We start from the raw sequence: 12,838 nt of genomic DNA, 5'->3' as shown, positions 1-12,838 counted from the left end.
ATGTCTAAAATAATGACAGTTGTATCAAACAATCAAATAGCAGATGCTATCTTTGAATTAAAAGTACATGGAAATCTCACGAAAAATATGAAAAACCCAGGACAATTCGTTCATATTAAAGCAGGTACAGGTACTGAACATATGTTGAGAAGACCAATATCTATTTGTGAAGTAAACCATGAAGAAGAGACATTCACAATGCTTTTTAGAAAAGAAGGTCATGGTACTGAAATGATTTCTACTTTGAAATCTGGAGATCCAATTGATGTGATTGCACCTTTAGGGAATGGCTTCCCTGTAGAAGAAGCACAAAATACTGCCTTGTTAGTTGGAGGTGGTATTGGTGTGCCACCACTTTATGAGTTATCTAAACAATTAAATAAAAGAGGTATAAAGACAATCCATGTGTTAGGATTCCAAAGTGCTAAAGATGCTTTCTATATTGAAGAATTTAAAGCACTCGGTGACACGTATATCGCAACTGTTGATGGAAGTTTAGGTACAAAAGGATTTGTTACAACTGTTATTGATAATATTGAAACACCCTTCGACATTTTTTATAGCTGCGGACCAAAACCAATGCTTAAAGCATTAACAGAACAATTAAGTGATATTAAAGGTTATATATCATTAGAAGAACGTATGGGTTGTGGAATTGGAGCTTGTTATGCATGTGTTTGTCATACGAATGATGAAGCGGGCTATGTAAAAGTATGCACAGATGGACCAGTATTTGAAAAAGGAGCTGTGATCATATGAGTAGATTAAATGTAACTTTACCAGGTCTAAATTTAAAAAACCCAGTTATGCCAGCAAGTGGATGTTTTGCTTTTGGTAAGGAATTTAGTCAATTTTATGATTTATCTGAGTTGGGTTCTATTATGATTAAAGCTGCAACTCAGCATGCTAGATATGGTAATGAGGCACCTCGTGTTGCTGAAACTGCTAGCGGTATGATTAATGCAATTGGTCTACAGAACCCGGGAGTTCATCATATTTTAGAACATGAACTTAAATATTTAGAGCAATTCGATGTACCGATTATTGCAAATGTGGCAGGTTCTACTGAAGAAGAATATGTATATGTAGCAAAACATATTTCTAACGCACCAAATGTTCATGCGCTAGAGTTAAATATTTCATGTCCAAATGTTAAAGAAGGTGGTATTCAATTTGGAACTGTACCAGAAGTTGCACGTGAGTTAACAAGAAAAGTAAAAGCAGTTTCTGAAGTCCCAGTATATGTGAAATTATCACCGAATGTTACGAATATCGTTGAAATGGCAAAAGCTATCTCAGAATATGCTGATGGTATTACGATGATTAACACGCTCGTTGGCTTAAGAATAGATTCTAAAACCGGCAAACCTATCATTAGTAATGTTATTGGAGGTTTAAGTGGTCCTGCAATTAAACCAGTAGCATTAAGAATGGTTTATGAAGTTAGCCAAAATATTGATATACCGATTATTGCTATGGGTGGCGTTAGAACTGCTCAAGATGTAATTGATTATATCTCTGTTGGGGCAGATGCCGTTGCAGTAGGAACAGCTAATTTTGAGAATCCTACTGTATGTAAAGATATTATAGATGAATTACCTACATTACTCGATAACTTAGGTGTTCAACATATTTCAGAACTTAAAGGTCGAACATATAATCAACAAGGAGTTGTTAAATAAATGAAAAACACACCAATAATAGCTTTAGACTTTGCAACGCTTAGTGAAGTTGAACAGTTTCTTGATTTATTTAACGAACCTCTTTTTGTAAAAGTGGGTATGGAATTATATTTACAAAATGGTCCTGAAACGCTAAAAGTCATCAAAGATAGAGGGCATGATATATTTCTTGATTTAAAATTACATGACATTCCTAATACTGTTAAAGGCGCATTAAAAGGATTAGGTAAATTTAATATCGATTTAATTAATGTACATGCAGCTGGTGGTAAGAAAATGATGGCTGCAGGACTTGAAGGACTACGTGCTACAAATCCTGGAGCTAAATTAATCGCTGTAACACAGTTAACATCAACGACTGAAGAACAAATGAGAGATGAACAAAACATTCAAACATCAATAGAAAATGCTGTAGTTCATTATGCCAAGATCACTCAACAAGCAGGACTTGATGGCGTTGTTTGTTCACCGTTAGAATCGACACTCATTAGAGAAAATATCGGAGAAGATTTCTTAAAAGTAACACCAGGTATACGATTAGAATCCGACAAAACGCATGACCAACAAAGAGTAACAACACCAGAAGAAGCTAAAAAGTTGGGATCAACACATATAGTAGTTGGTCGTTCTATAACTCAGCATGAAAATCCAGTTTCAAGATATCATGAAATATTACATAGATGGGAAGGATAATTCATATGACTCAAAATATCGCACAATCATTACTAGAAATTAAAGCTGTAACATTATCTCCAGAAGATCCGTATACATGGAGTTCAGGTATTAAATCTCCAATATATTGTGATAACCGAGTCACATTAGCTTATCCAGGAATTAGAGAAATGATTTACAAAGGACTTATATCATTAATTAAAGAACATGCTCATGATGTTGAAATCATTTCAGGAACTGCTACAGCAGGTATTCCACATGCTGCTTTCATTGCTGATCAATTAGGATTGCCAATGAGTTATGTAAGGTCTAAAAGTAAAGGGCATGGTAAAGGGAATCAAATCGAAGGTGCATTAAGCAAAGGGAGAAAAGTAGTTGTTATAGAAGATTTAATTTCAACAGGTGGATCTTCAATTAATGCAGTTGATGCATTAATTGAAGACGGAGCAGAAGTAATAGGTGTATTTGCAATCTTTACTTACGGAATCAAGAAGGCAGAAGAAGCTTTCGAATCAAAAGATATTCCTTACTATACTTTATCAAATTATGACGAACTTATTTCTGTTGCAGAAAAAGAAGGATATATCCAAAATAAAGATATAAAAACTTTAAAAGAATGGAAAGATACTTTATAATAAAGTCTAGATAAGGGGGGTCTTTATGAGTAGCCAGCATAAACTATCTGTTGAACAACAAAAAGAACAGATAAAAAAATGGGAACATATAAATGATTTTCTAAAAAAAGATACTAATAAAAAACCTGACTTTAATCATTATAAAGTAAGAGATCATAATTTAAATGAACGTACTGGATACACGAATAACACTAATGTAAATAGACAGAGAAGTTATGATTTAGACGATAAAAATATATTTAAAAGCATAAAAAAAGAGCTTGAAGAAAATGGAGTTTTTAATACAAAAGACTCTGATAAGTAATGGGAAGTGAACAAGAAGTTAAGACAATTAATTTGTCTTAGCTTCTTTTTTTGCGGTAGTTAGATAAAATACTACAAAAAATATAATTAGTAAATATATGCATAAATATTATAGAATATTCAGAAAATAGTACTACTTTTGTATAAACTTTGTTAAAATGTAAACGAATACACATTAAAAGGGGGCGTAATAATATGGGTAAACAAGATAAAAAATTTACAGAAAAGCTTTGGAAAGAAAGTAGTAGAACTAAAGAAATGTTAAAATTCTTTTCTTCAGATGCATTAAAATCTCAAAACAAACCAGATCCTGAATTAAAAGCTTATAATACAGCTCAATTAATCGGATTAATTTTAGGGCCACTATTATTTTTAGTAATATTGCTATTTTTCAAAGCGGATGGGTTAAGCCAAACTGGAGTATACGTAATGGCAGCAACTTTATGGATAGCAGTATGGTGGATTACAGAAGCTATTCCGATTCCGGCCACTAGTTTAATGCCTTTATTCTTATTTCCATTAGGTGGAGTTATGGATAGTGAAACAGTATCCAGCGCCTATGGTAATGATATTGTATTCTTATTCCTAGGTGGATTTATTATTGCAATTGCAATGGAAAGATGGAATTTACATACGAGAATTGCACTAGTCATTATTAATAGTATAGGAACAAGTACTGGTAGAATTTTATTAGGATTTATGATTGCAACTGGTGCATTGTCAATGTTTGTGTCAAACACAGCGGCTGTTATGATTATGATTCCAATCGGTATGGCGATTATTAAAGAAGCTAATGAACTTACAGCTGACGGGAATGATTCCGATAGTTTAACTCAATTTGAAAAATCACTTGTATTAGGTATTGGTTATGCGGGTACAATTGGTGGACTTGGAACATTAATTGGTACGCCACCTTTAATTATTTTAAAAGGTCAATATGAAAAAATATTTGGTGAAGAAATTGGATTTGGACAATGGATGGTAATGGGTGTCCCAACAGTAATTATATTATTAGCAATTACTTGGGCATATTTGAATTTTGTCATGTTTAAACATGACATGAAAGAATTACCTGGTGGTAAAAGAATTATTACTAGAGAATTAAAAGCATTAGGAAAGACATCATATGAAGAGAAAGTCGTATTTACGTTATTCTGTTTAGCAGCATTTTTATGGGTATCAAGAGAATTCTTATTATCACAGTTACCTTTTACAGAGCTAGTTAAAGATGGAACGATATCAATGTTTATTGCTGTTATATTATTCTTAATACCAGCTAAAAGAAAGTTTGCTAGAATTTTAGATTGGTCGATTGCTAAAGATTTACCGTGGGGTATTTTATTACTCTTTGGTGGTGGTTTAGCAGTAGCTTCAGCTATTACAGAAAGTGGTTTAGATAAATGGATGGGTAAACAAATTTCTGGATTAGAAGGTGTAAACATTATTCTAATCATTGCTATTGTAGCGCTCTTTGTACTATTCTTAACAGAAATTACATCGAATACAGCAACAGCAACAATGATTTTACCGATACTTGCAACAATAGCTGTAGGCATTAATTTACATCCGTTAGCTTTAATGATTCCAGCAGCAATGGCAGCAAACTGTGCATTTATGTTGCCAGTAGGTACACCTCCAAATGCGATTGTGTTTGGTACAGATAAAGTAACAATCAGAGAAATGGCAACAGCAGGATTTTGGTTAAACTTAATCAGTTGTGTCATCATAGTAGGATTCGTTTGGTTTATGGTACCATGGTTATTTGGAATTGAATTTGTAGCAACTAAATAAAAATAATTAATAAAAAGACTCTCCCATACCGTGGAACTACATATAACGGCAAGGAGAGTCTTTATTTTGAGTAATTAGGATTAAATCAGGTTAATACGCACGAAGACTTTCGAGATATCGTGCGATTCCGTTCAAAATCAGGTAAAACGCACGATACCCATTTTATAAATTAAAGAATTTTCATAAGAATTAGTCCATAAATAGTTTGATAAAGACGTACCCAATGATAATAACGGCTAACATAATAACAATAGGTAACAATAATGAAATTGACATAAAATCTCTCCTTTGTCTTTGTCTCTTATAAATATTATACTAAATTATATAAGATATAAGAAATTTTTAAAATATGATATTGGAGTGTTTATTACATGATACCAAAAATTACAACATTTTTAATGTTTAACGGTGAAGCTGAAGAAGCTATTAAATTTTATACATCAATTTTTCAAGATAGTGAAATTTTAACTATGGTTAAATATGGAGAAGAAGGGCCAGGGGAACCTGGTACTGTACAACATTCTATTTTTAAAATAAACGGACAAATATTTATGGCTATTGATCAAGGAAATGGTGTGGAAATAGAAATGAATCCAGCTATGTCATTGTATGTAACATGTGAATCTGCTATGGAGATGGAGACTCTATATTCTAAATTAAAATCTGGTGGTGCAATATTAATGCCTAAAACTGAATTACCACCAACATTCAGAGAATTTGCATGGGTACAAGATAAATACGGTGTTAATTTCCAATTAGCTTTACCAGAACAACAATAATAAACTTTCTTTCAAAATAAAAACGAAGTGCTATTGAATCAACATAGCACTTCGTCTTATTTATTGTTTTAATAATTTTTTAATATCATCATAGTCTGTTGTAACGTACAGAGTTGATTGACTATCATAAGTCACAAATCCTGGTTTTGCGCCACTTGGTTTGTGGACATTTCTTATTGCAGTATAATCTACTGGTATTTGTGCTGACTGACTTGCTTTAGAATAATAAGCTGCAATCATTGCCGCTTCTTCAATTGTTCTATTTGTTGGTTCGTCTTCTTGTATAACAACATGTGAACCTGGAATATCTTTCGTATGGAACCACAATTGATTTTTTCTTGCTACTTTATGAGTAAGATAATCATTTTGTTTGTTGTTTTTACCAAGTAATATTGTTTGCCCATCTGAAGAAACAAATGTCGTGATTGTTATTTTATTTGATTTTTTCTTTTTCTTACTTTTACGTTTTTTTACAAAACCTTGGTCTTCTAATTCTTCTCTTATATCGTCTATATCTTCTACTGATATATGAGCAAGTTGTTGTTCTAATGACTCGAAATATAGAATGTTAGAATGAGTAAGTTTAATTTGCTTTTCTAATTCTATTTCTCTTGTCTTGAGTCTGTTATATTGTTTGTAATAATATTGTGCATTCATTGAAGGTGATTTAGTTGGATTTAATGGTATAGAAATAGGTTCATTATTATAGTAATTGATTGTTTCTAACGTTTTATCACCTTGGTTGATTTGATACATATTAGCGGTAATCAGTTCACCATATAATTGTTGCTCATCTTTAGTACGAGCTGCCTCTTTTTCGTTAATCAATTTTTCTAATTTATTTCTATTTTTTTGTAAATGTTGATCTATAATTTTTACTAAATCTAGCGCACGTTGTTTAACGCGTTCTCTCTCTCCACGTGATTCATAAAATCTATCTAAACATTCATGAATTGTATCAAATGCCATATAATTATTTCCATAAGTATGTAATGGCATGAAATAGAAGATTTCTTTATTTGTTGAATCATCACTATAAATTACAGGTTTAGGCGTTTGATCTACTTCGTTCATTACTTCATCAAAAGATTCTACTAACGTTTCTTGATTCATAAATGGTCTTCGAGAAACAATTTCTTTTGTAATCAGTGGACTAAAACCTTCAAATTGTTGTAATAATTGTCGGTCTATTTTACCTGCATTATAATTGATATATTTATTTACATCGTCTACTTCAAATGGATTTAATTTTTTAACAGTAGGAGGATATTCATATTTGAAACCAGGCATAATTGTACGAGCAGTATTTGTATTTGGAGTATGATGTTTAAAGCCATCGATAATTTTACGTTCTCCATCTATTAAAATAATGTTACTATGTCGTCCCATAATTTCTAATACAATTGTTCGTTTTCTTAAATCTCCAATTTCATCTCTTGAATGTATATCAATCTCTACTAATCTATCATTTCCTATTTGAGTAATACTTTGTATAATTCCTCCATCTAAATGTTTTCGTAATACTCTTAAAAACATTGGAGGATCAAAAGGATTGTCATACTTTTCCGTTGTTAAATGAAAACGGCTAAAATTTGCATGTGTTGATAATAATAGTTGTTTGTTTTTTCTTTCACTACGAATTGTTAAGATAATCGTATCTGAACTTGGTTCAGCAATTTTATGAATTCGCCCAGAAACGAGCGATTGAATATCTTCAACAATCTTTCTTGTAAATAAGCCATCAAAAGCCATTTGCACTCACACCTTTATCAAAAGTCAATTTATTGTAACATGTAAGGGATTAAATGAGTATAATTCTGTTTAATCTTACAACCTCTCTAGCCATATATAATTGAAATATGGTAAGATATAAAAAACAAAATGATAATAAATTGTTAGTATTCATTAGGAAAGGTCGTTTGACATGAACATTGAAAAAGGGTTACTGATAGTGCTCTCTGGCCCATCTGGAGTTGGTAAAGGAACGGTACGTAAATCAATATTTGATGATCCTAGTACGGATTTTAAATATTCTATCTCTATGACTACTAGGAAAATGCGTCAAGGTGAAACAGATGGTGTAGATTATTTCTTTAAATCAAGAGAAGAATTCGAAGCTTTAATTGCTGATGACCAATTTATAGAGTATGCTGAGTATGTAGGTAATTATTATGGTACGCCTGTACAATACGTTAGAGATACAATGGATAACGGTTATGATGTATTTTTAGAAATCGAAGTTGAAGGTGCTAAACAAGTTAGGAAGAAATTTCCTGAAGCTTTATTTATTTTCTTAGCACCGCCGAGTTTAGAACACTTGAAAGAAAGGTTAGTTGGACGCGGTACTGAATCAGACGAAATTATCCAAAACCGTATTTTAGAAGCACGTAAAGAAGTAGAAATGATGAACCTTTACGATTATGTTGTTGTAAACGATGAAGTTGAATTAGCTAAAGAACGTATTCAATCAATCGTAGAAGCAGAACATTTAAAAAGAGAACGTGTTGAAGCGCGCTATAGAAAAATGATATTGGAGGCAAAAAAATAATGTTATACCCACCACAAAATGAATTAAAAGACAGTATTAATTCTAAATATTTAGTCGTTACGACTGCAGCTAAAAGAGCCAGAGAACTACAAGAACACCCTGATAGTTTATTATTAGATGAATATCGTTCATTAAAAAATGTAGGTCAAGCACTTGAAGAAATAGCAGCACATAAAGTATATGCTAAACTAGAAGACTAATTATCATTATCTAAAAAAGATCTTTTATGTATGGGAAATATAATCCCTTCATAAAAGGTCTTTTTATTTAAATGAAGGTAAGTAGTTTATATTCATGACAGTCTATTTTAAAGAATGTATAATAAATATAAAGATTTAGAATCGAATTTATCGGAGGATTACACAAATGAAGAATATACTTCTAGCTGTAACTGGTGGAATAGCTGCCTATAAAGCAATAGATTTAACGAGCAAATTAACTCAAAGTGGTTATACTGTACGTGTCATGTTAACAGAGAATGCACAACAGTTTGTTACACCATTAGCTTTTCAAGCAATTAGTCGTAACCATGTTTATACGGACACTTTTGATGAAAAAGATGTAAGTGAAATACAACATATCACGTTAGCAGATTGGGCAGATGCGGTTATTGTTGCACCTGCAACAGCAAATACGATTAGCAAGTTAGCAAATGGATTAGCTGATAATATTGTGACATCTACATTGCTTGCAACAACTGCTCCAGTATTTATTGCGCCAGCTATGAATGTACATATGCTAGAGCATCCATCAATAGTTAAGAATATGTCACAACTTAGAAATTATGGATATAAATTTATTGCACCAGGAGAAGGCTATTTAGCATGTGGTTATGTTGCAAAAGGTAGAATGGAAGAACCTATAACGATACTAACTATTATAGATGATTATTTTAAAGAACAATCAAATCCACAAACCTTTGCTCTCCAAGGCAAAAATGTACTCGTAACTGCTGGACCAACAGTAGAAAAAGTCGATGCAGTAAGATATTTTACAAATCGATCAAGTGGTAAGATGGGATATGCTTTAGCAGAAGCTGCTAGAAATTTAGGGGCAAATGTCATATTAGTAAGTGGTGAAACGAGTTTATCACAACCAAGTGGAGTAGAATTTATTCAAATATCTAGCGCTGAAGAAATGTTTCAGGCAGTTAAAGAACGAATGGATGATATGGATATGATTATTAAAGCAGCAGCTGTAGCTGATTATACTCCAGTTAAAACTGTAAATAATAAAATGAAAAAACAAGATGGTAATTTAGAGCTTACTTTTAAAAGAACGACAGATATTTTGAAATATTTAGGGGAACATAAGGATAAACAATATTTGGTTGGCTTTGCAGCTGAAACAGATAATGTGGAAACTTATGCTATGGGCAAACTGAAAAAGAAAAATGCTGATGTTATTGTTGCAAATCATGTAGCAAACCAAGAAATTGGATTTAGATCATCAGACAATGAAGTCGAAATGTTTTTTGCAAATGGAGATAGAGTACCTTTAGCTAAAGAATCAAAACAGAAAATAGCTTTTAAAATATTAAATGAAATCACTAGTAGGTGGGAAGATTGATCGCAAATGTTGTAGTGGATATTCCAGCTAAAAACGTCGACAAAATTTTTGATTATATTATACCTCAAGATATAGAGGATATTGTTAAAGTCGGTGTTAGAGTTGAAGTGCCTTTTGGTTCAAGGAAAATTCAAGGCTTTGTTATTGGTATTAGTGAAAAATTATCAAGTGATATAGACGAGTCTAAATTAAAGTCTTTAATTAGAGTTAAAGACTTTAAACCAGAATTAACTTCTGAATTAATCAAACTAAGTGAGTGGATGTCTAATTTTCATTTAGTTAAACGAATTTCAGCATTAGAAATCATGTTGCCTAGTGCTATTAAAGCTAAATATCAAAAAGTATATATCATAAAAGATCCGGATGATATTCCTGCACAATATTTAAATCATTTTAATAAAGAAGGTATGTTAACTTTTGATCAAGCTCAAACACTACAAATCGTAGCAGAATTAGAAAGCTATGCAAAAACAGAAGCCTTAACTAAAGATACGATTGTAGGGCAACAATTAACGAGAAAGTACGCAACGTGTGTAAGAATTATACCGACAGATAGACTGGATGAAATTATCGAATCTTTACGTACGAGAGAAAAACAATTAGATATCCTTAATTATTTAATAGAACATAGACATGAAGATGTATTGTTAAAAACATTAAAAGAAGAAGGGTTTTCTAATTCTAGTATTAATACTTTAGTTAAAAATCAAGTTCTAGAAAAATACGAAGCCATTGTAAATAGAGACCCTTATGAGCATAGAATTTTTGAAAAAGAACACAATAAAGCTTTAACAGAAGCGCAACAAGAAGCTTTTACTCAAATTGATGAAGCGGTTAAAGCAAATGAATCTAAGACATTTTTATTACATGGTGTAACAGGCTCAGGTAAAACAGAAGTTTATTTACAAACAATTGAGAATGTCTTAAAAAAAGGTGAGCAAGCTATCATGCTCGTACCTGAAATTGCATTAACACCGCAGATGGTCAATCGTTTTAAAGCACGATTTGGTGATGAAGTTGCAGTACTGCATTCAGGACTATCAAAAGGTGAAAAGTATGATGAATGGCAAAAAATCAGAGATGGTAAAGCGAGTGTTTCAGTAGGAGCAAGATCTAGTGTGTTTGCACCTTTTGAAAAGCTAGGCCTCATTATTATTGATGAAGAACACGAATCAACTTACAAACAAGAAGACTATCCGAGGTACCATGCAAGAGAAATTGCTATATGGAGAAGTGAATATCACCATTGTCCAGTAGTATTAGGATCAGCAACACCAAGTTTAGAAACATTTGCTCGAGCAGAAAAAAATGTATATCAATATTTAGGATTACCTGATCGAGTTAATCAACAGAAGATGCCAGAAATTGAATTAATCGATATGAGAGAAGAATTACAAGAAGGAAATAGATCTATGTTCTCTCATCATTTAACAGAAGCCATTCAAGAAAGAATAGATAAAGGTGAACAAATTGTACTTTTCTTAAATAGAAGAGGACATTCATCTTTCGTGTTATGTAGAGATTGTGGACACGTACCACAATGTCCCAACTGTGATATTTCGCTTACATATCATAAAACACATGATGACTTAAAATGTCACTACTGTGGTTATAGTGAACCTATGCCACAAAAATGCCCAAGTTGTGAAAGCGAACATATTAGACAAATGGGTGTCGGAACTCAAAAAGTAGAAGAAATTATATATGAAACATTTGATCGCGCTAAAGTGATTAGAATGGACGTAGATACAACGTCTAAAAAAGGTGCACATGAAAGATTGTTAACAGCTTTTGGTAATCAAGAAGCAAATATTTTATTAGGCACTCAAATGATTGCTAAAGGATTAGATTTTGAAAATATTACATTAGTAGGCGTTTTAAACGCTGATACAATGCTCAATTTACCAGACTTTAGATCAAGTGAGAAGACATTCCAATTACTCACACAAGTAGCAGGTAGAGCAGGTAGGCATAAGAAACAAGGAGAAGTAATGATTCAAACATATAATCCTGATCATTACGCTATATTAGATGTAACAAAGAATGACTACTTGTCATTTTATCAAAAAGAAATGAAATTTAGACAAGTCGGTAAATATCCACCTTATTACTATCTAGTGAATTTAACAATCAGTCATGTCGATAAAAGGAAAGTATTGCAAGCATCCAAACATATCCATGGCATACTTGTACAACACGTAACAACACAGTCCTTCATATTAGGACCATCACCAAGTCCATTGTCACGAATAAACAACCAACATAGATTCCAAATACTCATAAAGTTCAAGAATGAACCAGACTTGTTAACAGCTTTGAAATATCTAGATGATTATTACCATGAACAATATATGAAAGACAAACTCTCATTAGAAATAGATATTAATCCGCAAATGATGATGTAAGTAGAAAACCCGTGAAAATTCGAGGATTTTCACGGGTTTTCTTAATTTTAAGGATAAAAAAGTATTTAGTACGTGTTTTATAAAAGCAATATGAGTAGAAATTGGTGATAAGAGTGGCGTTAGAAGCAATTTGAGAAGAAACTGCTGATAAGAGTGGCATTAAAAGCAATTTGAGAAGAAACTGCTGATAAGAGTGGTGTTAAAAGCAAATTGAGTAGAAATTGCTGATAAGAATGGCGTTAGAAGCAATTTGAGTAGAAATTGCTGATAAGAATGGCGTTAGAAGCAAATTGAGAAGAAACTGCTGATAAGAGTGGTGTTAAAAGCAATATGAGTAGAAATTGGTGATAAGAGTGGCGTTAGAGTCAAGTCCATAATTTTGTGTAATATCTTTAGATGTAATCAACCATTGGTTTTTCTATGGTATTAACAAAATATATATGCTTGGTTTTTA

General features: G+C 32.1%; 12 protein-coding genes. 11 read left to right on the top strand and 1 reads right to left on the bottom strand.

What is annotated here, in order from left to right:
• From LQ668_RS06715 to LQ668_RS06685, 7 genes are all read left to right on the top strand, one after another.
• Nucleotides 1-759, top strand: a complete 759-nt coding sequence (locus LQ668_RS06715) for a dihydroorotate dehydrogenase electron transfer subunit (RefSeq protein WP_078356086.1) — start codon at nucleotides 1-3, stop codon at nucleotides 757-759.
• Nucleotides 756-1,682: a dihydroorotate dehydrogenase gene (locus LQ668_RS06710; RefSeq protein ID WP_107509138.1), complete on the top strand. Its 927-nt coding sequence runs from the start codon at nucleotides 756-758 to the stop codon at nucleotides 1,680-1,682. The genes LQ668_RS06715 and LQ668_RS06710 overlap by 4 nt, the downstream gene beginning before the upstream one ends.
• Nucleotides 1,683-2,375: an orotidine-5'-phosphate decarboxylase gene (pyrF, locus tag LQ668_RS06705; RefSeq protein WP_078356088.1), complete on the top strand. Its 693-nt coding sequence runs from the start codon at nucleotides 1,683-1,685 to the stop codon at nucleotides 2,373-2,375.
• Nucleotides 2,376-2,380: 5 nt separating this feature from the next.
• Nucleotides 2,381-2,989, top strand: coding sequence for an orotate phosphoribosyltransferase (gene pyrE / locus LQ668_RS06700; protein ID WP_208143957.1), 609 nt, complete (start codon nucleotides 2,381-2,383; stop codon nucleotides 2,987-2,989).
• A 25-nt stretch (nucleotides 2,990-3,014) separates the two neighbouring features.
• A complete protein-coding gene (locus LQ668_RS06695; protein WP_078356090.1) occupies nucleotides 3,015-3,293 on the top strand; it encodes a hypothetical protein in 279 nt (92 codons plus the stop codon).
• Between the two features lie 257 nt (nucleotides 3,294-3,550).
• Nucleotides 3,551-5,083, top strand: coding sequence for an SLC13 family permease (locus tag LQ668_RS06690; RefSeq protein ID WP_078356371.1), 1,533 nt, complete (start codon nucleotides 3,551-3,553; stop codon nucleotides 5,081-5,083).
• A gap of 371 nt (nucleotides 5,084-5,454) precedes the next feature.
• Nucleotides 5,455-5,862 (top strand): VOC family protein, encoded by a 408-nt coding sequence (locus LQ668_RS06685; RefSeq protein ID WP_078356091.1) that lies wholly within the window; start codon nucleotides 5,455-5,457, stop codon nucleotides 5,860-5,862.
• Between the two features lie 60 nt (nucleotides 5,863-5,922).
• Here LQ668_RS06685 and LQ668_RS06680 read toward each other — a convergent pair whose 3' ends face one another.
• Nucleotides 5,923-7,614 carry an Rqc2 family fibronectin-binding protein gene (locus LQ668_RS06680; RefSeq protein WP_208143953.1) on the bottom strand — a complete coding sequence of 564 codons (1,692 nt, stop codon included), beginning with the start codon at nucleotides 7,612-7,614 and terminating at the stop codon, nucleotides 5,923-5,925.
• 172 nt (nucleotides 7,615-7,786) lie between these two features.
• Between LQ668_RS06680 and gmk the strand changes: the two genes are divergently transcribed.
• The 4 genes from gmk (at nucleotide 7,787) to priA (ending at nucleotide 12,384) form a co-directional block, all read left to right on the top strand.
• Nucleotides 7,787-8,410, top strand: coding sequence for a guanylate kinase (gene gmk, locus LQ668_RS06675; RefSeq protein ID WP_078356093.1), 624 nt, complete (start codon nucleotides 7,787-7,789; stop codon nucleotides 8,408-8,410).
• A complete protein-coding gene (gene rpoZ / locus LQ668_RS06670; RefSeq protein WP_016911048.1) occupies nucleotides 8,410-8,610 on the top strand; it encodes a DNA-directed RNA polymerase subunit omega in 201 nt (66 codons plus the stop codon). The genes gmk and rpoZ overlap by 1 nt, the downstream gene beginning before the upstream one ends.
• Nucleotides 8,611-8,776: 166 nt before the next feature.
• On the top strand, nucleotides 8,777-9,979 hold the full coding sequence (coaBC, locus tag LQ668_RS06665) for a bifunctional phosphopantothenoylcysteine decarboxylase/phosphopantothenate--cysteine ligase CoaBC (RefSeq protein ID WP_078356094.1): 1,203 nt from the start codon (nucleotides 8,777-8,779) through the stop codon (nucleotides 9,977-9,979).
• Nucleotides 9,976-12,384, top strand: a complete 2,409-nt coding sequence (gene priA / locus LQ668_RS06660; RefSeq protein WP_078356095.1) for a primosomal protein N' — start codon at nucleotides 9,976-9,978, stop codon at nucleotides 12,382-12,384. The genes coaBC and priA overlap by 4 nt, the downstream gene beginning before the upstream one ends.
• Nucleotides 12,385-12,838: the final 454 nt, after the last annotated feature.

The sequence above is a fragment of the Mammaliicoccus sp. K-M42 genome (assembly GCF_022386375.1).
GTDB lineage: Bacteria > Bacillota > Bacilli > Staphylococcales > Staphylococcaceae > Mammaliicoccus > Mammaliicoccus fleurettii.
Note: the sequence above shows the minus strand (reverse complement) of the source record. Positions and strands in the feature narration are given on the sequence as shown.